Raw genomic sequence first — 19,649 nt, 5'->3', positions numbered from 1 at the left:
CCACACCACCGACGATAACGTCTAAGGCTATTAGCCCACAGCATGAACGAGTGTCTACCCTGATAAGGGTGTAGTAGACATAACCCACAACTTCGTGATCTACAAGCTAGTTATTCTGTATGTCCATAATAGTAGTAATAAGCAGCGTCACTTTTCTTTTGGCGTTTGTTGTTGAGGACGACACCTAGAATCTTCGCCTGAACTCTTTCTAAGTTGTGGATAGCCTTCCTAGCCATATCTCGTTTAACTTTCCCATCACTAATGACCATGACAACACCATCACATTTTGTTGCGAGAATTTGTGCATCTGCCACAGCTAACGTGGGCGGTGAATCAATAATAATGACATCAAATCTGGCTGCCATTTCCTCTAAGAAAGCGGTCATTTTCTGTGACATTAACAATTCAGATGGGTTCGGTGGAATCGGACCTGAGGTAATCAGGGATAAATTCTCGATCGACGTTTCACTAATAAACTCATCGAATTGGGTTCGGTTCACAAGTGCGCTGGTCAACCCATAACGATTCGACTTGCCAAAATAATGATGAATCGTTGGCTTTCGTAAATCAGCATCAACAATCAGTACTTTCTTCCCCTCTTGTGCGTAGGCAACGGATAAGTTAGCAGCTGTTGTTGATTTCCCTTCACCGGGCTGCGCCGATGTAATTAGAATCGTCTTCATGATGCGATCAATGGATGAAAACTGAATGTTCGTTCTTAAGGTTCGATAGGCTTCGGACACTTGAGACTTAGGGTGAGTCTCCGTAATAAGCTGATGTTTATTGATTAGCGTTCGCATAAACCGTATCGCCTACCTTTCTATGCGATTTAGAAGGTGACTTGCTTCGCATATCTTCTGGTTTTACTTTAGAAATGGCAGCAAGTGTAGGTAAGCCAAGGTAGTGTTCAATGTCGACTTCCGACTGGATGGAATCATCCAAATAATCTAAGAGAAAAACAAAGCCAATAGCACACAGCAAGGAGACAACGAATGCGATCGCCACATTCATGATCATATGGGGAGAAACAGGAGCTTGATTATCCTCGGGCTTTGCTTCATTCAAAATGACAACATTATCTACCTTCATTATCGAAGGAATCGTATTCTTGAATACTTCTGAGACGGCATTCACGGTCTTAGCTGCGTCCTCTGCCGATGAACTTCGAATCGAAATGGTCATCACTTGCGTATCCACCGTTGAGCTAACAAGGATCATGTCCATGAGCTTAGCACTTGTCAATCCAAGCTCAGGATACTTCGCAACCACGTTATCGAGGATGGCAGGGGTTGAAATAATTTCCTTATAGGTCTTAATCAACAACGCATTCGTCCGAATGGAATCGTAATTGAGATTATCCCTGCCTTGAATGTCCGTTGATTTATTGACGATAATCTTAGAGCTGGCTTCATACATAGGTGCAATCAGATAATAGCTCACAAGACCAGTAACTACACTTGCCAGTAGCACAATGCTTGCAATCAGCCCCATCTTTTTTTGAACAATGGTCAAATATTGTCTGAGTTCAGTTTCCATTGTGACCTCCAATCGTTAATGTAATGTTAAACACCACACCCTGCGTTTATACGGATAGGTCTTCGTCACGATCGTTTCATTTCGTATGACAGATGCCGCGTTAATCGAAAAGCGCTCCAGAGCTTTACGACCCTGAACCTTTTCCAAATAGGAGTATGCTTCTGCTAAATTGCTCCTTCTACTAGCCAAATTATGTGCATCCGAGGCGATCAAATGAGCTAAGTGTGACTTGTAAACATACATGGCGAACTTTTGAATTTTGCGGCCAAATAGTCCCATTAAGGACTGCGATGTAATTTGGCACAAGCATCCTTTCTCCACGTAACTATGCAGCAGGCGAGGATTGACAATAAAATCAAGCTGCCTTTCCGGATGTGCAAGGATAACCGTTAAACCTTCAACATGTAATTCATATATGATCTCGTCAAAATACCTAGGAATACCTGTTGGAGGTAGCTCTAGCAAGACATACTGGCTATGATTCAGTGTTCGAACCCGTCCCGCATCCAAGTCAAGAAGAAGTCCCTCTGAGACTCTAACTTCTTGACCTGGAAGGATTTGAACAGGAATACGGCGCTTCTCAAGCTCATTGTTCAACTCTTGTACAGCAAGCTCAACTTTATCCGCAGCATTCTCATGTCTCCCATCAGCATGGTGAGGCGTAGCCACGATGGTATGAATGCCTTCGCTTGAAGCATGTTGAGCCATTTCGATTGCTTCATCCAACGTCCTAGCGCCATCGTCCATACCGGGCAAGATATGGCAATGTGTATCAATCAGCATGAAATATCCATTGTTGTCGTATTCACTAACTCCATGGCATTGACATAGCCGCGAACAGCTTTCATAAATTCATTCTTGCATTGATGCTCCCAGAAACGAATGGTTTGTAGGACGATGGCGCCTGTCGATGTTTCTTCCTCCAACCATTCCACGGTATAGACATACCCTTTCTCTATCTGGATTCTTTCACGAAGCACGCCGCATAACGATATGTCTTGGTTATGAAACTTAAATTGGAAACACCAAATCACATTTTCATTTATGGGTAGACTTAAATAAGAAGTGAAGCCCATCTGCGAAGGACGAACATCGATCACTTTGAATGGCGTATACTTGGAATCCAACATGCGTTGGTCAATCCTTTTGATATTCATCAATCCATAACAAGGATATTTCAAAACCATTTCTGATCCTTCAGCAAAAGATGTAGTCATCTATTCTCCTCCTTAATGTTACGATGTGTATCATAATGAGCCTGACTACAACAGGTGCTGACTTCCATGTGCGATAAATGCGGCGTAAGTAATGAGTATTTAGGGGATGTTTTGAACGCGATGCGACGTAGGTTATCGCTCGTGTGTGAGGGGAGCATTGTTTAAATTGACTTGGAGGGATTTCTTCGACTGGCCTTCTTGCCACAGCAGAAACTGCTGCAAATCCAGTCCTAAATGTCTTAAAACATCTTTAATCTCAAGTGAAACTGGCTTATCTTTTTCCATAAAAGAACACCACTCCTGATCATGTTATGTTTTATGACATTTCGCCTTGTTTCTGTCTTCAATTTATGATACAACTCGTATCTTGTCAAGCTGATTTTACAAAATGGAAAATCCGATAGATCCTCAAAGACTTGTATAGCACGTGTGAAAATTACATCATCTGTTTTCAAAGTTATGCCCGTAAACCCTCGGTTATGATTAGAATCCTGCATGGATTCCAGCAAGAAATCTTGTAAGCGCACCCAAGTCTGATAGAATCAGCGGCTCTCGTCATATGACATTTCCAAAAAAATTAATTGCACTCAACCAGATACAAAATGTATCAACAACGCGAAAGTTGGTTCTTTTTTGACTGCAAAGCTTTAATCTTTAAATAACGTAGAGCTCATTTCTTTCACCTTCGCCATATCCGGAATCCAATAATATAACCTTGAATGTACTAACGGATCCATCTCATAGCCGCTATGACCTGGAACTTGCTTGGTTGTAAAATCATCTGCTGTCATTCCTTTGAATAGCCAGGCTAGGCTGATGATATCGTTGTCTTGGAAATTGGTATCCACGATATCTTTTTTGACCTTAGTTAGCAAACCTGCGATTTCCCCAATATGTTCTGGTCTCAACATTTCTTGTGCAACCGTTTTTAGTAGCTGAGTTTGCTCCCGTTGCCTATCGAAATCTCCATTCGCAAAAGCGTATCGTTCTCTTACCAGACTCAACGCCAATTTGCCATCAATATGCTGCTTGCCTTGAGCTAGCGTCCCCCCAGAATGAAGTAAATAAATATCATTTTCAACTTCTACCTGGACGCCGCCAATGGTATCGATGAAATCCTCAAAACCTTTAAAATTCGTCTTCAAATAATAATTGATGGGCACATCTAGAAAATTGGAGACCGTTTGAATAGCTTCTCTCGTTCCCTCCTCGTTACCTCCCCGCATCTCGCCTAGCATATGTGCATGGTTTATTTTGGTGTATCCCACACCATCTATGTAGACGCGACTATCTCTGGGGATCGAAATCATATTGATTTTACGAGTGCTGGGAATGATGTGTAGAACGATAACAACATCCGATCTTGAATTCTCGTTACCTCTAGCGTCCGTCCCAAGAATAAGTACATTAAATGACTTCATCGGTTTAGCGGGTACTTGCTGCGTGACTTGAGGCGTTGGCTCTGTAATAGCTTGAGGCTGAGTGACTTTCACTCCTTCCTCGATAGGAACCGAGGCCCTGCTTAATACTGGCACATCTACTTGCTCAAAATGATGAACGGGCTCATATTTCCAATAGACGCCTAATCCCCCCCCAATGAATCCAACAAAGAGACAGCCTGCAGTGTACACTACCCAACGACGCATGTAGTCACTCCTTTAACTTATCCATTTATTAGATACGTATTGTAGCATCGAGGTTATGGAAAAACAAGTGAGAAAAACTTCTATCGAAGTCATTCGAGGATGAGTGACCGCGTTATAAAGGTTGTTTGTATCGCCAATTAGAAAGATGTATTCAAGAATCGAAAATTATACTTTCTAATGTGGAGAGGAAATAAACAATAAGCCACGTCTCTTATACTACCTAAGAGAACGTGGCTCATTTGTGATGACAAGTCCATTTCAAGTCTCTCAAGTTGATCCCGCCTTATCTGTTCAAATCCAACTTGCTACCGTCATTCCTTCATCAAAGTTGGGAAAGTAAATTGTTTGCACCGTATCGCATTTGATGCAATGAGCCAAAGGAATCGTTGTATGGTAGTAGCCTGTCTTAAAAATCTTTTTGGCATCACACTTATCCAAGATTGCATTGCATTCGACACAAAATACCTTTTCAAAAATTATCATTTATTACACCCCTTAATGTATGACTAAATGTCGTAACCTGTTACAATATGTATATAATATTCATTATATGATACATTTCGTAACTTATCAAGGGATTATTAATTATTTCAAATACATTTTGTATCTAGTCAAATGAATCTCTGCTTTGTTATAATTATCTTCTGGTATATTTCGTTAAAGATAGTGGATATAATAATTGAATGATTATGAACAGTGAGGACTGATCAAGCTGAAATACGGAGATCGCATTGCACTCTTACGTGAAAAAAGAGGATTAACCCAAGAAGACTTATCCGTCAAAATAGGTATTTCTAGAGCATCCCTGTCTCATTATGAGACCAATCGACGCGAACCTGATTACGAAACTATTAATAAGATTGCAAACTTTTTCAATGTTTCTATTGATTATTTACTAGGCCGTACGAACCATCAGCAAACTGTCTTGGAAGAAGATGTGCGAGACTTTGTCGAAAATCTTGATTTAACAGACGAGGGTATCTTACAGAAGTTTTCTTTAACCGTGGATGGGAAGCGCTTATCAGCTGAGGAAGCAAGAAGATTTATTGCTTTTGTTAGGGCTGAGCGTTCATTAGAGTAATGATTAACTGCTCTCAACGCTCAGCCTTCCATTAATTGTTGACACCAATATACTTTAAAGTCACGGATGGTGCTGACTGATTAAATAGATCTCTAAGTACAGCGACATTTCTCGTTTTGAGGTAGTAATGATAGCCATAGGTCTTACGAAGGGTATGCGTGCCTATATCCGTTAGGCCTACCTGCTTTGCAGCCTGATTCAGAATTCGATACACTCGTATTCGTTTAATTGGGTGACCCGTACGCTGGGAAGGAAATAAGTAATTGTCTTCATCCATATATTGGACATATTCCTTAATATAAGCCTTCAGCTGCGAAGAAAGCTGGAATGTCTTTACTTTCCCCGTTTTTTCCTCTCTTACACTCACAATATTTCGATCCGTTACATCTTTTACTTTTAAATAGAGAATATCACTAAGATGGAGTCCTGAATTAATTCCAATTGTGAAAAGCAGCCAGTCACGAACTGATTGTTCTTTCAACACTTCCTGAATTTGCTCAATCTTCTCTTGTTCTCTAATTGGTTGAACAACTTGCATGAGTAGCACCTCACATGACCTTAATTAGTTTCATAGGATATGTTACGTTATGTATCTATCGATGGGTAAAGATATTATTTTATGGGCACACCACTCCCTTTACATCCATTATGTTACATATTGTATCACAAATTTAAGAAATGATCTATGCCTTTCGCTGTTCTCAAATCCCAAAATTTAATGTATAATTCTTAATAAAGAACAGTAATGTAGTACTACTATACTATCCAGAAAGGAGGTTGCGTCAACTATGTTCAAAAAAATGCTACGAATACCGCTTATTATAATTCTCCTGACTACCATTCTATTTCCTGCATCAGCCTTTGCTTCAGGCTATGATAATGGAAATTCACAGAAGAATAGTCTACTATCACAATTTATGAATAATCTAAGTAAAATTTTTAATTCGAATACATATGGCAGCGCTAACAACAGTTACAACAATAATCAAAATAACAATCAAAATAACAATCAAAACAATAATCAAAACAACAACGACAAAGATAAAGATAAAGATAAAGACAAGGACAAAGACAAAAATAAAGACAAAGACAAGTACAACAATCACAACAATAACGACTGGAACGACTATGATTGGGAAGATTGCTGGGACGATTTTGATTTCGAAGATATTGAATGCGAAGATTCCTATGATATCTGGAAAAAATGGTTCTGTTATTAATAGAGAACTCCGCTGCATCCATGATGCCGCGGAGTTTTTTTGCGTTTATATGGAATTCGACTCGAGGACGAATACAGTGATCTCAGGCCGGCAATTAAATCGAATCGGTAATAAAGTAGTACCTATACCGCGATTGGTGTACACGTGGAACTCACTATCATCAAAGTTGTACAGCCCCATTGAATACTTCTGACCTAGATCTGGTGTGAATACACTTCCATACCAAGGAATACGTATTTGCCCACCATGGCTGTGGCCGGACAGTTGTAAATCGATTGGGTACTTCGAAGCCAAGTCAGCAAAATCAGGCTCATGTGCGAGCAGGAGCACGAATTCCTCTCGGTCTATCCCTTGGAGCGCGAGTGGTAGGTTAGGGTTACCGTGGAACATCTCGTCCACACCGACGATACGAATACTTTCATCTCCTCGGCTGATTCTTTGGCTTTCATTGACTAGTACTTTAAAACCAGATTTCTCTAATACCTCCGTTATTCGTTCCGCATCCATACGCAAATCATGATTGCCTAGGACAGCAAACTTCCCATACGCCGCTTGAAGCTGAGACAGAACTGGAATCACGTCATCCGATATTTGGCCTTGTCTGGAATCAAATAAATCGCCAGTAAAAACAAGGATGTCAGGCTCTTGTTGCTGCAGCAGCTTAACCAATCTAGTTAAATGAGATATGCCATAATACTTGCTAATATGCGTATCACTGAATTGCACGATTCGCATTCCCGTGAACGAAGCTGGGTATCGCTTGTATGATAGTTTGACTGTGGTTGTCTGGATCCAATTCGGCTCACCAAAAATACCATATGCACCACTCACCCCCGCTAATATCCCTAAAGAACCAACCGCCAATAGACTATGCTTGAGGAATGACCTGCGACTTAAGGGGGTATCGTTCATGCTGCGTCCGCCTCCTAACTAGGTCTAAAGACTTGTATCCCTTACAAAATAATATAGAGTCCCCTTCTTCATACATGATACAGTTTGTATAATTTTAATGTTAACGGGATTGATTTCGGAGAAAAAACATGCGATAATACATGTAACGATACAAAGCGTATCTTACAGAAAGTTTTGGAGGGGTCGATTGTGAACATGTTAAAGCAAATGGAAATCGAAGAGTATGATGCAGAATGGATCAACCTTATTATGAGCGCTCGTAAGATGGGACTTACTATGGAAGATATCCGCGCATTCTTAAGAAGCCCCTTCCAACCCAAGAAACTAATACAAAACACAAATGAAAATGACCCTTGTCTGTCCCCATAAAGTTCACATAGCAACGCTAGCTATTCATCGTTAGGCCGTTTCATTCTCCATTTATTGAAATCCAAAAACTCCCGAAATTGCTGCTTATCTACGCCAGAGGTCATAGCTTCTTTAATGATTTCATACCATTCCTCATCTAACTCTCGCTCACCTACAACAATCTCTTCTTGATCATCAATAAGTCGATCGACAGGCACCTTCAATACTGCTGCAATCTTCTCTAGAAACTGGATAGAAGGATTCTTTTGGATGTCTCGCTCAAGGCTGCTAATATATGATTTGGCCACACCTGCCCGTTCAGCCAACTCTGTGAGGGACAAACCCTTCTCTTTCCTTAATTGTTGTACACGTTTACCAATCATAGTAGGATCTTCCCTTTAAAATGTAGTAGTTGCTCCTATTAGTATAACAGAATTCCTATTAAAGAACAAATATTGTTCCTAATAAAGAACAACACTAGCCCCCTTAGGGGCTAGTGTTTACTTCCCTATCATGATTAAGTTCAGCAGATCTCATCATACACTAGTTATTTTGTCATCATGCCATTTCATAAACTCTATCAATATTTTCAACTCATGAATCCGTTCCTTCTTTATTCCTGATTTTTTTAAGTCTGTGATAAAATCCATCCATTCCTGATCCAGCTGCTGGTTGGTTTCCACTTCTACAGCAATTTTCAAAAGGATTTTCAGATCAACTTTAAGAACCACAGCAATTTTCTCGATGACATGAATGGATGGATTCTGTTTCAAATTCCGCTCAATGTTGCTTAGATACGACTTGGAAATACCTGTCCGTTCCGAAAGCTCGGACAATGTATACCCCCTTTGCTTACGAATGCTCGATATATTGTGACCAATCATCGTTATCATCACTCCACAGTGACACTTTTGGCAAGATTTCTGGGCTTATCAATATCACAGCCCCGATATTTAGCTGCATAATAGGAGATTAATTGTAATGGAATCACTGACACCAAAGGAGTTAGCAGCTCATGGACGGCAGGCAGTACAATCTGATCGCCACTTTCCTCGGATCCTTCCATGGTAATCATGCATACATTGGCACCACGCGCCATGATTTCTTGCACATTGCTTCGAACGTTCGCTCGAATATGTGGCTGTGTAATGAGAGCAATCGCTGGAGTCTCCTCCTCAACTAAGGCAATTGTGCCATGCTTGAGTTCTCCACCGGCGAACCCTTCTGCTTGGATGTAGGAAATCTCCTTCAGTTTTAAGGCACCTTCTAAGGCAACATAGTAATCAACCCCTCTGCCGATAAAAAAGCAATTTCTTGAGGACGTGAGATATTGCCAGACGACCTCTTCCATCATCTCTTTCTTATTAATAAGAATTTCCATGGCGTTCGCGGCAATACTCAACTCATGAAAAGGATTCATGCCCTGCTGATTCCCATTTTTCTCTCTTACACTATCGAAGGCAAGCAAGGCTAAGACAGCAATTTGTGCCGTGTAGGCTTTCGTTGAAGCTACGGCAATCTCTGGTCCTGCATGCGTCAGTAATGTATAATCTGCTTCGCGGGATAACGTCGAGCCTGGTACGTTCGTTATCGTGACGGTAGGATAACCCAACTGTTTAATCGCAACCAATACGCCTCGGCTATCAGCCGTCTCACCGCTTTGCGAAATAAAGATAAACAGTGGATTCGCAGATAGAATAGGCCTGTTATACAGAAATTCGCTCGCGATATGTGCTTCAACTGGGATGTTCGCGATCTTCTCGATCAGTTGCTTACCCACTAATCCCGCGTGATAGCTGGTTCCACAGGCAATGATATAGAGACGATCCGCCATTAATACGCTTTCACGTAACTGCGGATCAATCCCGATCCCCCCTTGGCCATCCTGATATTTGGATATCACTTTGCGAATAACCAAGGGTTGTTCGTCAATTTCCTTAAGCATATAGTGTGGGTATAACCCTTTCTCGATATCTCTGGCATCCAGCTTTACTTGAAATGGCCTTCTTTGAATCACATCACCATTCAAATTTTTAATAGTCTTGGCATGCTGGTGAAGAATAACCATCTCTTCATCCATCAATTCGACGAATTGATTCGTCAGCTGCAGCATGGCCATCGCATCACTTGTAATAACATGAAAATCGGGTCCAAGCCCGATGAGTAAAGGACTCTTATTTTTACCGACATAGATCGTTTCCGTGTCCTGACTATCTAATACGGCAACGGCGTATGAGCCCTTGATTTCTAGAAGTAACTGCCGAAAAGCCTCCTCGACAGATAATCCGCTCTCCACGAGCTGCTCCATCTTTTGTACAATCACTTCAGTGTCCGTATCACTAGAGAATGGAATATGCCCCAGTGATTTATCCTTCAACTCTTGATAATTCTCAATCACACCATTATGTACAACTGTGAATCTACCGTTGTGACTTTGATGAGGATGTGCATTGCGCTTACTTGGTTTGCCATGCGTCGCCCACCTCGTGTGACCAATTCCCATCCACGCCCCTTGCTCCCCATCAATCACTTCGCGAAGCGCTGCAATTCGACCTTTTTCTTTATAGAGATGTATCCCACTGTCATTTAAAATAGCGATACCAGAAGAATCATATCCTCGATATTCTAGCTTTTCTAAACCTTTAACCAATATTTCCTTCGCATCCTGACTGCCGATATATCCCACAATTCCACACATTCGTATTACCTCCAAATTTTATTCTTAATAAAGAACAACAAGGCAGTATTTAGGAATAACTGAATAGATTTGTCTATTTATTCATACGTTTGTACAGAAGGGAGGAATTCATGCCATGACTTCACTTTGGATAAGCGTATGGAGAAAGCTGATACGGATTTACCATAAATTCATGCATGACTACACCTATATCCTCTACCACGACTGTCTAGACACCCAAATGAAAATAACTTTATTCCAGAGAATGAATCATCATCGTATGAAAATGGACGAAAATTCCTAGTTAAGCACTGATACTCTTGGCTTTAAGTATGGTTTTCTGAATACATGTAATAACACGATCTTGCTCTTCTTCCGTCATACTTGAGCCCGAAGGCAGGCATAAGCCGGATTGGAATAATCGTTCTGACACATTGTCGTTGTCACTATGCGGATAATAGGCAACACCTTCAAATAGCGGCTGCATATGCAGCGGCTTCCAAACTAGACGAGCCTCGATATTCTCTTCCGCGAGAAGCTCTATTAATCTTTCCACAGATACGCCAGCTTCTTTCATATCAACTGTCAATGCTGTCAACCACCGATTCGATCGCGTATTCGGTAGCTCCGGCATGAATTGAATGCCTGGCAAATGGGCTAATTCGTGATAATAGCGTTCAAATATAACCCGTCTAGCGATCACTCTTTCTTCCAAAACAGCAAGCTGAGCGAGGCCAACTCCTGCCAATATATTACTCATTCGATAGTTGTAACCCATCTGACTATGCTGATAATGCAGCGCATAATCTCGCGCTTGTGTAGCTAGAAAGCGTGCTTTATTCAGCCCATCAACATCATTCGACACCAACATGCCGCCGCCTGATGTGGAAATGATCTTATTCCCATTGAAGGAATAGACGCCAAACTTGCCAAATGAACCACTTGCTCTTCCTTTATAAGTCGATCCAAGAGATTCAGCCGCGTCCTCAATAATCGGAACATGAAATAATTTACATAATTCCACGATTTCGTCCATTTTGGCACTTTGACCATATAGATTAACGACAATGATCGCTTTAGGCAATTTCCCATTACGCGCTGCCTCATACAATGCACGTTCTAATGCTTGTGGGGACATGTTCCACGTTTCTGGCTCTGAATCAATAAATACAGGTGTTGCTCCCAAATAAACAATTGGATTCGCACTAGCAACAAACGTTAGACTTGAACAGAAGACGGTATCCCCCTCAGCAACATCCAATAATCGTAATGCTAAGTGTATGGCCGCTGTTCCCGAGCTAACTGCTGCCGCATCAACTAGGCCAACATGGCTTGCAATCTCTTTCTCGAAGGCATCGACATGCGGCCCCAGCGGAGCGATCCAATTTGTATCAAAAGCGTCCTGGATATACGCCATTTCGTTACCACTCATATGCGGGGGAGAAAGATAGATTCTTTTTTTGTTAGTAAACATTAGTAAAGGCACACCCTTTTCAAAGTTAGTGAAAACAAAAAAGCGCTCTTGACGCTATTAAGCAAACAACCGTTGAGTAATAATCCTTGCAGGAGTTCCTACTGCCGTACTATTTGATGGAATATCACTGATCACCGTGGCACCCGCTCCTATAATTGCCCATTCGTCAATGTTCTTCCCTGGAATTACCGTAGCTCCCGCACCTATCATTGCTCCTTCTTTAACAACTACAGAGCCAGTTAGAGTTGCTTTTGGTGCAACGTGGACAAAATCCCCTAGTTTACTATCGTGCTCAATAATGGCTCCCGTATTAATTATGGCGTGATTTCCAACATAGGCATCTGCATTAATGATCGTGTTGGCCATGATAACAGTGCCTTGACCTATAGTAGCACTAGGGCTAATAATTGCGGTTTCATGTTTGAGTGTAATATAACTCTCTTTGGTTATGCCCAATTTAGATACAATTGACTTTCTAATTTCGTTGTTCCCTATAGCCACAATAAATTTAACATCATCCATTTGGTCTAATAAATTTTGTACTGAAGTGATCGGCCCCATATAAACGTCATTGTTCAGAATCAACTCATCGTACTTGTCATCTAAAATGGCTATTATTCTACAATGCTTCATTGAATGTAAAATATCCCTTATAACTTTACTATGGCCACCTTCGCCAATGACAACAAGGTTCATCATGCATCACATCTTTTCATGAGATATTAGATCCTGAGAACTTCTCCATCGTCACATGATTCCCATGACTAACGCCTTCCGACTTCAAGACTTTGCCAACTGTTAACACCAATATTTTGAGATCCAACATAAAGCTTCTATTCTCTACATACCAAATATCGAGCTTGAACTTCTCTTCCCAGGAAATCGAATTTCTGCCATGAACCTGTGCCCACCCCGTAATCCCGGGTCTGACAAGGTGACGCTTCGCCTGTTCTTCGGAATAGAGGGACAAGTAATCCATTAAAAGCGGCCTTGGCCCCACAAGGCTTAAATCACCCTTGATCACATTGACCAATTGTAACAATTCATCCAGGCTGAATTTTCTAAGGAAACTTCCAAAGGGAGTCAACCTCACTGAATCCGGCAATAGATTGCCTTCGCTGTCTCTAGCATCCGTCATGGAACGCAACTTTATGATGTTGATAGGTTTTTCATGCATGCCTGGCCTTAGCTGCTTAAAGATGACCGGAGATCCGAGCTTCAGCCTAATCAGAAGGGCCACGATACCGATAATCGGTAGAAATAGCAGTAGTAAAGTTATTGCAACACTGACATCAAATACTCTTTTCATAAATGATCTACTCCTACATCACAATAAGTTTTGGATTGTGAACTTCATCAAAGGTATCCTCATCTTGATATCCATCTGGATTACTGGACTGCCAACGCCAAGCATCGATACACATCTCATCAATGCCTTTCTGAGCCACCCAGCCCAATTCTCTTTCGGCCTTCGTCGGATCCGAGTAACACATTCCGATATCTCCTGGCCTTCGAGTTGTTATTCGATAAGGGATCCGTCTGCCAGTTACACGTTCAAATGTAGTCACCATTTCGAGTACACTATATCCTTGGCCCGTTCCAAGATTGTACGCCTCTACTCCTGAGGTTGTCATAATCTTCTCGAGTGCCTTCAAGTGACCTTGGGCAAGATCCACCACGTGGATATAGTCTCTTACACCTGTGCCGTCAACGGTTTCGTAATCACAACCATAAATTTGCAGCTCTTGTAATTCACCTATGGCTACTTTCGTTATGTAAGGCATTAGATTGTTAGGAATCCCATTCGGATCCTCACCTAATCTACCACTCTCATGGGCCCCTATTGGATTAAAATATCGCAATAGCGCAATACTCCATGTTGGATCAGATACATGAAGATCTCTCATTATTTCTTCAATCATGAACTTTGTTCGACCATACGCATTGGTTGCTCCCAGCGGCGCATCTTCCGTGATCGGTACCTGTTCCGAACTTCCATAAACCGTAGCAGATGAACTAAAAACAATCTTGTTTACTGCATATGCATGCATAATTTCGAATAAAACAATGGAACCGGAGATATTATTATGATAGTAGCGTAAAGGTACAGAAACAGATTCGCCAACCGCCTTAAGCCCTGCCAAATGAATTACGGCTTCAATCTTATGGTTTCGAAAAATGTCCTCCATATCCGGCCGATTATTCAAACTGATCGGATAGAACTCGAATTCTTTTCCCGTAAGCTCCGTTACTCGCAACAAAGATTCTGCACTACTATTGCTTAGATTATCAACGACGACGATGTCATACCCCGCATTCAATAACTCCACACATGTGTGACTTCCTATGTAGCCTGCTCCGCCAGTCACGAGAACTGCCATTGTGTTATCCCCCTGTCATTTTTCAGAAATTTAAGTAATCACTTTTATAAATAATGTTTAAGGTAACCACGTTCTCGTAGTAAAAATAAATCAAATAAAAGCCCAGAATTGCATAGTAAATGAATTTCTGTTGTCTTTTTGCGAATAAACTAATGATCCATGACATGAGAATGACATTATATAAACCAAAATAGATCGTAAATCTGGCGAAAATCCAATTCTGTGTGGCTACAGCCATGACAATAAAATTTAATAACGACATGTTTACTACATAATCACTATAAGGGAATATCTCCGTAAGCTTATTTCTCCCCAAGTAAGCAAATACCAAAGGAACAGCCCCGATAGCTACCCGTATGATGTTAGCTCCGCCTTCTTGAAATTCCTTATACTCACTGTAATGCGTATCCGCGATAACTGCGAAAATAGCATCTGAAAGTACGCTATATCCCAGAATTAACATCACTGCCATGGATAGGAGAACGAACGTGGATGACGTCCATGCCTTCCTTCTCACAATAAAATAAATAGGAATGAGGATAAGGGCGCTCTGATGAAAAGTAGAGGCAAAGGCAACCACGAGAAAATACCTCAGCCATTTACCTTCAAATAAATATTTGGTAGCAGCGAAAACAATTGCAGAAGCCAGAAATTGTCTAACCCCGTTCATTGAAACAATATATAGTCCCGAGGTTATGTAGATATAGATACTTATTTCAAACAACCTCGAATACTTGTATAACACATAAACGATAAGTACATTGGTCACTAACGCTGTTAAAAATATTAACAACTGAGGATCCTCAGTGAATGATTTTAATATCATTTGCAAAATACCGAAACCAATCTCCTGCTTATCCTTAATATCATCCCATTTAAATTCACTTATCCGATAAGAATACATATAAGAAGAAGTGTCACCTATATTTTTACGAAGCCCGGCTATCAATACAAATACTCCCATTACAATTGCAGTCATCCATTTATTGGGCTTTACCGATAGAGAGCCAGGGCCGATTGTCAGTGGTTTGGCCAAAATCCTTGAAAAATACGATGCGATATAGACAACAACCAGATTAACCCACAGTATAGCCATAGTTGATTTCCTTTCGAGTAACTAAGAAATTCTTGTTTTTCTAATCACATACCAATAGAGCATGACCCCAAGTGGAATGGCGAGAAAAGTCAGGATTTTGGCAGGAGTTTCCCTCATAAACCTGCGATTACCGGAAGTCATACTGCTGGATACATAATGGATCGATTGTTTGAATTTAAAAAGCAGGCTAGCGAAGGGCAGTTTCATGAGTTCTTTCCGGTAAAAGGCAAATCCGTTCGGGTTCTTGCGGTATTGTTTCAGCATGTTCATCGAGGAGCCATCTGGTAAATATTCTACACAGCATAGCACTTCATTCATGAGCAGCATTTCATACTGTTGATCCAGCTTGTAGTACTTATAGGCTAAACCGACATATTTTTCATTTTCGAAAATGGGATAAGGATATTGCCTGGTTAATTCTGTTCGATAAACCAGCTTCTTATCACCAGTCACATGATGTTTACTGTACAACTCGAAAAGTGTCGAACGCTTGACACCCTCTGGCAGCTTTGAGCCAATGATTCGTCCATCCGTAAAGGCATCAAGACCAATAATGCCACTCACTTGCTCACTTCCGTGTAAATCCCAAAAGGCATTTATCTGTTCCACGGCACTGTCTGGCATGTAATCATCAGAGTCAATACATACATTTAACTCCGTATCGATTAGCCTGTAGGCCGTATTATGTGCTCCGTGCATCCCTAAATTATCCTGCCGATGATAACGGATATGAATCTCATTCTCTGCGATCCAACCCGCAACCAGTTCTCCCGTATGATCTGTAGAGCCGTCATCTATGATTAACCAAATGAAATTTCGGGATGTCTGCCTTTTCAGACTCTCATAACAAACGTGCAGACAATAAGCTCTATTGTAAGTCGGTGTAAAAACAGTAAGCTTCTTCATACCATCACCTCGATATACCAAGATAAAAACCTTCTGTCCACGCTGCTGTGTTTTTAATATCGTAACCCTTGTTCGATAAGGATAACTCGGGTATCTGCCTGGGCAATTTGCTACTGATTACACGTTTCATTTGATCTATCCAGCCCTGCCTGTCATTTAACGATAACGACTCTACCAAATGAATTCCCATATCCACTTCGCGGGTAATCACATCGGATATCAGACAAGGAAGTCCGGCCCCCTGCGCCTCTACAAGCGTTACAGGTAACCCTTCATGTATCGAGGGAAAAACGAACATATCAAAAGCTTGGAGTAGTCGCGTAATGTCACTTCGTACACCAAGAAACATTACCTTATCTTGTAGATGTAAAGCGTTAACTTTCTTTTCGATCTCTGAACGTAAGACACCATCCCCTACTAATACAAGTACAGTATTTGATTGATATTTATTCAATTCCCCAAAAATTTCTATAAGAAACGAATGATTCTTCGGAGAATTAAATCTACCAACATGCCCCACCGCAATACTATTTGGGGGGATATTCAATTCTTGTCTTACTTCTTCTCTTACCTCAGGTGAAAATAAAAATTTTTCAGTCTCGATACCATTTTTCAGGATTATTGCCTTACTTTCATTTCCTGTAAATAACCATTTGGCTGCTTTATTTGTACAAGCTAAAAAGTGGGTAGCGTTTGTAGCTATATAATTCCCCGCAACCCACTTATACATTTTTGAAACGATCCCTCCCTCGCTTCTAGTCCCATGACTATGCGCAATTCGTATGGATGCTCCCGTTTTCTTTGCGGATCGCAATACAAATCCACTCATTTTATCCATATGGGCATGTACAATTGTGTATTGGGGATGTGTCATAAAGAATTGATCCAAAGCCTGGATATATCTCGTATGACCGATATCCGTTACATAAGGTATTCGATGAATCTTACCACCCATCTCCATGATCTCAGCATCGAATACTCCCGCTTTACAGGTTAGAAAATCAAACTGAACCTTTGAACGATCGATATTTCGATATAAGTTCATAAGGAGTGTCTCCGCTCCACCGCGATTCATATTAACGACTACGTGTAGAATTCTTATTGGATCTCCCACATTCCCTCCACCTTTTTATCCATAAATAGTGAATATATCATTCGCTTCTCATCTAATACCGAATGAATAGCGTATCTGCTTTCAACCATCTCTCTGCCCGACTTGCCTAGTTTTAGTCGCAAATCCTTATGGTGAGCGAGCAGCTTAACTTTCGCTGCCATTGCCTCTGAGTCATTGGGATCTACAATCCAACCGTTATCATCATTATGTACTAACTCTCTATGACCTCTGTTGCTGCTAGCGATAATTGGAAGGGCGCAGGCCATAGCTTCCATCAAATTCAATGGAAGTCCTTCGCGCAAACTAGAAGCAACTGCAACATCACACATCGGTAAAAGTCGTTCAATATCTTTGCGATAACCCAGAAAGTCAACTTGATCTGCTACACCCAATCCCCTGGCAAGTTCTATACACTGTTCTTTCAACGGTCCTTCTCCGGCCAGCAGCAGTTTCACGTTATTCACGTTATTGACATCATTATTAAGTAACGATAGTGCGTGAATTAACAATTGCTGATTCTTGTTTTGGTTAAACTCTGCGGCATAAAACAGAAGAATATCCCCTGATGAATAACCTGCCTTCATTTTCAACTCATGTTTCTTCGTTTCATTCATTGGTCGAAACCGTTCCGTATCTACGCCTACGCCATGTACATGCTCAATACGCCTCGCTCTAAACCGGTGGTCAATCGCCAATTTGTAATCTTCTTCATTAATTGTTATTAAACAATCTGTCCAGTAAGAAAGTATTTTCTCAAGCGGGTAATAGAGCATCCAATTAATAAATGGTGCGCCTTTGCAAAAGTGAAACCCATGAGCCGTGTAGATAACCTTGGTCCCATACCTACGAGCTTCCCGCGCCGCTATACGAGCCAGCACTCCTCCCATTGGCGTATGGCAGTGAATAATATCATAGCCATTTTCATCAATGATTGACTTTAATTCTGCATATGCTTTCTTGTTCATTCGTTTAAAAGGTGATCTTTGGATCGGAATGTTAAACTTCGCGTCGACATAAGGAAGGTCCATATCACCGTTAGCGGCAATATGGACCTCCCAACCCTGCTCTTTAAACCACTTCATATAGGGCAAGTGAAATGCTCGAAAGTGATAATCAACCGTGGCACATAATAGTATTTTCTTAGACATAAGTATCCCCTACTTAATTAATTCCTTCTCCATGATGGAAGAAAGATAGTTGAGCAGTTCAATTCTTAAATCCTCACGCTGTAAAGCGTAATCGATCGTCGTTTGTATAAAACCCAGCTTCTCACCCACATCGAACCGTTTGCCCACAAATTCGTAAGCATACACCGATTCAAGAATATTTAACTCCTCAATGGCATCCGTTAGCTGAATTTCCCCGCCAGCGCCTGGCTTCTGATCATTGAGAATGTCAAATATCCTAGGTGTCAGAATATAACGACCCATGATGGCAAGATTGGATGGCGCTTCCTCTCTCTTGGGCTTCTCGACTAAATGATTGATGCTAAATAAGCGCTCCTCAATTTGTTTACCATCAACAATCCCGTATCTGGACACTTCATCATCTGATACATGTTTTACCCCAATAATGGAGGAATGACGATACTCATACTGGTCCATCATTTGCTTGAGGCAAGGTTTATCTGCCCGAACAATGTCATCCCCTAACAGAACAGCGAACGGTTCATTCCCTATAAACTTTCTCGCACACCAAATCGCATGCCCCAGTCCTCTTGGCTCTTTTTGCCGAATATAATGAATATCGACTCTGGATGACTTCTGGACTTCGGTTAATAGATCAAATTTTTGTTTCTCATATAAATTCTGCTCAAGCTCAAAGGAATTATCAAAGTGATCCTCAATAGCTCTCTTTCCTTTACCGGTCACAATAATAATATCTTCAATACCCGATTCAACAGCTTCCTCAACAATATATTGAATGGTCGGTTTATCAACAATGGGCAGCATTTCTTTCGGCATGGCTTTCGTTGCAGGTAAGAATCTTGTCCCCAGACCCGCAGCTGGAATAATGGCTTTTCTAACTTTCATAAGGGGGA

The 19,649-nt window shown here is 41.1% G+C and carries 23 protein-coding genes; 3 read left to right on the top strand and 20 right to left on the bottom strand.

Going from position 1 to position 19,649, the window contains the following annotated elements:
• Nucleotides 1-110: 110 nt before the first annotated feature.
• From ASG89_RS20810 to ASG89_RS20790, 6 genes are all read right to left on the bottom strand, one after another.
• Nucleotides 111-800, bottom strand: coding sequence for a CpsD/CapB family tyrosine-protein kinase (locus ASG89_RS20810; RefSeq protein ID WP_057312994.1), 690 nt, complete (start codon nt 798-800; stop codon nt 111-113).
• Nucleotides 781-1,536, bottom strand: a complete 756-nt coding sequence (locus ASG89_RS20805) for a YveK family protein (protein ID WP_057312993.1) — start codon at nt 1,534-1,536, stop codon at nt 781-783. Before ASG89_RS20805 ends, ASG89_RS20810 begins: the two co-directional genes overlap by 20 nt.
• A gap of 15 nt (nt 1,537-1,551) precedes the next feature.
• Nucleotides 1,552-2,319 carry a tyrosine-protein phosphatase gene (locus tag ASG89_RS20800; protein WP_057312992.1) on the bottom strand — a complete coding sequence of 256 codons (768 nt, stop codon included), beginning with the start codon at nt 2,317-2,319 and terminating at the stop codon, nt 1,552-1,554.
• Nucleotides 2,313-2,753, bottom strand: coding sequence for a hypothetical protein (locus tag ASG89_RS20795; protein WP_057312991.1), 441 nt, complete (start codon nt 2,751-2,753; stop codon nt 2,313-2,315). Before ASG89_RS20795 ends, ASG89_RS20800 begins: the two co-directional genes overlap by 7 nt.
• 132 nt (nt 2,754-2,885) lie before the next feature.
• Entirely contained in the window at nt 2,886-3,038 is a 153-nt protein-coding gene (locus tag ASG89_RS36535; RefSeq protein ID WP_157276742.1) for a hypothetical protein, read from the bottom strand.
• Between the two features lie 362 nt (nt 3,039-3,400).
• Entirely contained in the window at nt 3,401-4,399 is a 999-nt protein-coding gene (locus ASG89_RS20790) for an LCP family protein (RefSeq protein ID WP_057312990.1), read from the bottom strand.
• 712 nt (nt 4,400-5,111) lie between these two features.
• Between ASG89_RS20790 and ASG89_RS35755 the strand changes: the two genes are divergently transcribed.
• On the top strand, nt 5,112-5,480 hold the full coding sequence (locus ASG89_RS35755) for a helix-turn-helix domain-containing protein (RefSeq protein ID WP_082593479.1): 369 nt from the start codon (nt 5,112-5,114) through the stop codon (nt 5,478-5,480).
• A gap of 31 nt (nt 5,481-5,511) precedes the next feature.
• Here ASG89_RS35755 and ASG89_RS20780 read toward each other — a convergent pair whose 3' ends face one another.
• On the bottom strand, nt 5,512-6,018 hold the full coding sequence (locus tag ASG89_RS20780) for a tyrosine-type recombinase/integrase (RefSeq protein ID WP_057312988.1): 507 nt from the start codon (nt 6,016-6,018) through the stop codon (nt 5,512-5,514).
• 250 nt (nt 6,019-6,268) lie between these two features.
• On the opposite strand from ASG89_RS20780, the gene ASG89_RS20775 reads away from it, so the two are divergent.
• Nucleotides 6,269-6,700 (top strand): hypothetical protein, encoded by a 432-nt coding sequence (locus ASG89_RS20775; protein ID WP_057312987.1) that lies wholly within the window; start codon nt 6,269-6,271, stop codon nt 6,698-6,700.
• A gap of 45 nt (nt 6,701-6,745) precedes the next feature.
• Here the strand turns inward: ASG89_RS20775 and ASG89_RS20770 are convergent, their stop codons facing one another.
• Complete coding sequence (locus ASG89_RS20770; protein WP_057312986.1) at nt 6,746-7,612, bottom strand: metallophosphoesterase; 867 nt, start codon at nt 7,610-7,612, stop codon at nt 6,746-6,748.
• Nucleotides 7,613-7,807: 195 nt separating this feature from the next.
• Between ASG89_RS20770 and ASG89_RS20765 the strand changes: the two genes are divergently transcribed.
• Entirely contained in the window at nt 7,808-7,981 is a 174-nt protein-coding gene (locus ASG89_RS20765; RefSeq protein WP_235549857.1) for an anti-repressor SinI family protein, read from the top strand.
• Nucleotides 7,982-8,001: 20 nt separating this feature from the next.
• Here the strand turns inward: ASG89_RS20765 and ASG89_RS20760 are convergent, their stop codons facing one another.
• The 12 genes from ASG89_RS20760 to galU all read right to left on the bottom strand — a co-directional run bounded on the left by ASG89_RS20760 (nt 8,002) and on the right by galU (nt 19,641).
• Nucleotides 8,002-8,343, bottom strand: coding sequence for a helix-turn-helix domain-containing protein (locus ASG89_RS20760; RefSeq protein ID WP_057312984.1), 342 nt, complete (start codon nt 8,341-8,343; stop codon nt 8,002-8,004).
• 153 nt (nt 8,344-8,496) lie between these two features.
• The gene (locus ASG89_RS20755; protein WP_057312983.1) at nt 8,497-8,844 is read right to left on the bottom strand and encodes a helix-turn-helix domain-containing protein; all 348 of its coding nucleotides are present in this window, start codon (nt 8,842-8,844) and stop codon (nt 8,497-8,499) included.
• A gap of 8 nt (nt 8,845-8,852) precedes the next feature.
• Nucleotides 8,853-10,658, bottom strand: a complete 1,806-nt coding sequence (glmS, locus tag ASG89_RS20750) for a glutamine--fructose-6-phosphate transaminase (isomerizing) (RefSeq protein WP_057312982.1) — start codon at nt 10,656-10,658, stop codon at nt 8,853-8,855.
• A gap of 283 nt (nt 10,659-10,941) precedes the next feature.
• The gene (locus ASG89_RS20745) at nt 10,942-12,111 is read right to left on the bottom strand and encodes a DegT/DnrJ/EryC1/StrS family aminotransferase (RefSeq protein WP_082593478.1); all 1,170 of its coding nucleotides are present in this window, start codon (nt 12,109-12,111) and stop codon (nt 10,942-10,944) included.
• Between the two features lie 57 nt (nt 12,112-12,168).
• Nucleotides 12,169-12,807: an acetyltransferase gene (locus ASG89_RS20740; RefSeq protein WP_057313049.1), complete on the bottom strand. Its 639-nt coding sequence runs from the start codon at nt 12,805-12,807 to the stop codon at nt 12,169-12,171.
• Nucleotides 12,808-12,823: 16 nt separating this feature from the next.
• Nucleotides 12,824-13,420, bottom strand: coding sequence for a sugar transferase (locus ASG89_RS20735; RefSeq protein WP_057312981.1), 597 nt, complete (start codon nt 13,418-13,420; stop codon nt 12,824-12,826).
• Between the two features lie 13 nt (nt 13,421-13,433).
• A complete protein-coding gene (gene galE / locus ASG89_RS20730; protein ID WP_057312980.1) occupies nt 13,434-14,492 on the bottom strand; it encodes a UDP-glucose 4-epimerase GalE in 1,059 nt (352 codons plus the stop codon).
• Nucleotides 14,493-14,514: 22 nt separating this feature from the next.
• Nucleotides 14,515-15,588 carry an EpsG family protein gene (locus ASG89_RS20725; protein WP_057312979.1) on the bottom strand — a complete coding sequence of 358 codons (1,074 nt, stop codon included), beginning with the start codon at nt 15,586-15,588 and terminating at the stop codon, nt 14,515-14,517.
• A 21-nt stretch (nt 15,589-15,609) separates the two neighbouring features.
• A complete protein-coding gene (locus ASG89_RS20720; RefSeq protein ID WP_057313048.1) occupies nt 15,610-16,494 on the bottom strand; it encodes a glycosyltransferase family 2 protein in 885 nt (294 codons plus the stop codon).
• 4 nt (nt 16,495-16,498) lie between these two features.
• The gene (locus ASG89_RS20715) at nt 16,499-17,608 is read right to left on the bottom strand and encodes a glycosyltransferase family 1 protein (RefSeq protein WP_057312978.1); all 1,110 of its coding nucleotides are present in this window, start codon (nt 17,606-17,608) and stop codon (nt 16,499-16,501) included.
• Complete coding sequence (locus ASG89_RS20710) at nt 17,593-18,756, bottom strand: glycosyltransferase family 4 protein (protein WP_057312977.1); 1,164 nt, start codon at nt 18,754-18,756, stop codon at nt 17,593-17,595. Before ASG89_RS20710 ends, ASG89_RS20715 begins: the two co-directional genes overlap by 16 nt.
• Before the next feature lie 9 nt (nt 18,757-18,765).
• Complete coding sequence (galU, locus tag ASG89_RS20705) at nt 18,766-19,641, bottom strand: UTP--glucose-1-phosphate uridylyltransferase GalU (RefSeq protein WP_057312976.1); 876 nt, start codon at nt 19,639-19,641, stop codon at nt 18,766-18,768.
• Between the last annotated feature and the right edge of the window lie 8 nt (nt 19,642-19,649).

Source organism: Paenibacillus sp. Soil766 (genome assembly GCF_001428105.1).
In the GTDB taxonomy this organism is placed as follows: Bacteria; Bacillota; Bacilli; order Paenibacillales; family NBRC-103111; genus Paenibacillus_E.
The sequence above is the reverse complement of the archived record's forward strand: the minus strand, read 5'-3'. Positions and strand labels throughout refer to the sequence as shown.

Excerpts from the sequence above, each read along its gene's own strand:
- ASG89_RS20800 (WP_057312992.1), bottom strand. The coding sequence starts at position 2,319 with ATGCTGATTGATACACATTGCCATATCTTGCCCGGTATGGACGATGGC.
- ASG89_RS20775 (WP_057312987.1), top strand. The coding sequence starts at position 6,269 with ATGTTCAAAAAAATGCTACGAATACCGCTTATTATAATTCTCCTGACT.
- ASG89_RS20790 (WP_057312990.1), bottom strand. The coding sequence starts at position 4,399 with ATGCGTCGTTGGGTAGTGTACACTGCAGGCTGTCTCTTTGTTGGATTC.
- ASG89_RS20760 (WP_057312984.1), bottom strand. The coding sequence starts at position 8,343 with ATGATTGGTAAACGTGTACAACAATTAAGGAAAGAGAAGGGTTTGTCC.
- ASG89_RS20805 (WP_057312993.1), bottom strand. The coding sequence starts at position 1,536 with ATGGAAACTGAACTCAGACAATATTTGACCATTGTTCAAAAAAAGATG.
- ASG89_RS20745 (WP_082593478.1), bottom strand. The coding sequence starts at position 12,111 with ATGTTTACTAACAAAAAAAGAATCTATCTTTCTCCCCCGCATATGAGT.
- ASG89_RS20725 (WP_057312979.1), bottom strand. The coding sequence starts at position 15,588 with ATGGCTATACTGTGGGTTAATCTGGTTGTTGTCTATATCGCATCGTAT.
- galU (WP_057312976.1), bottom strand. The coding sequence starts at position 19,641 with ATGAAAGTTAGAAAAGCCATTATTCCAGCTGCGGGTCTGGGGACAAGA.
- ASG89_RS36535 (WP_157276742.1), bottom strand. The coding sequence starts at position 3,038 with ATGGAAAAAGATAAGCCAGTTTCACTTGAGATTAAAGATGTTTTAAGA.
- ASG89_RS20755 (WP_057312983.1), bottom strand. The coding sequence starts at position 8,844 with ATGATTGGTCACAATATATCGAGCATTCGTAAGCAAAGGGGGTATACA.
- ASG89_RS20780 (WP_057312988.1), bottom strand. The coding sequence starts at position 6,018 with ATGCAAGTTGTTCAACCAATTAGAGAACAAGAGAAGATTGAGCAAATT.
- ASG89_RS20720 (WP_057313048.1), bottom strand. The coding sequence starts at position 16,494 with ATGAAGAAGCTTACTGTTTTTACACCGACTTACAATAGAGCTTATTGT.
- ASG89_RS20810 (WP_057312994.1), bottom strand. The coding sequence starts at position 800 with ATGCGAACGCTAATCAATAAACATCAGCTTATTACGGAGACTCACCCT.
- ASG89_RS20770 (WP_057312986.1), bottom strand. The coding sequence starts at position 7,612 with ATGAACGATACCCCCTTAAGTCGCAGGTCATTCCTCAAGCATAGTCTA.
- ASG89_RS20765 (WP_235549857.1), top strand. The coding sequence starts at position 7,808 with ATGTTAAAGCAAATGGAAATCGAAGAGTATGATGCAGAATGGATCAAC.
- ASG89_RS20795 (WP_057312991.1), bottom strand. The coding sequence starts at position 2,753 with ATGACTACATCTTTTGCTGAAGGATCAGAAATGGTTTTGAAATATCCT.
- ASG89_RS20710 (WP_057312977.1), bottom strand. The coding sequence starts at position 18,756 with ATGTCTAAGAAAATACTATTATGTGCCACGGTTGATTATCACTTTCGA.
- galE (WP_057312980.1), bottom strand. The coding sequence starts at position 14,492 with ATGGCAGTTCTCGTGACTGGCGGAGCAGGCTACATAGGAAGTCACACA.
- glmS (WP_057312982.1), bottom strand. The coding sequence starts at position 10,658 with ATGTGTGGAATTGTGGGATATATCGGCAGTCAGGATGCGAAGGAAATA.
- ASG89_RS20735 (WP_057312981.1), bottom strand. The coding sequence starts at position 13,420 with ATGAAAAGAGTATTTGATGTCAGTGTTGCAATAACTTTACTACTGCTA.
- ASG89_RS20740 (WP_057313049.1), bottom strand. The coding sequence starts at position 12,807 with ATGAACCTTGTTGTCATTGGCGAAGGTGGCCATAGTAAAGTTATAAGG.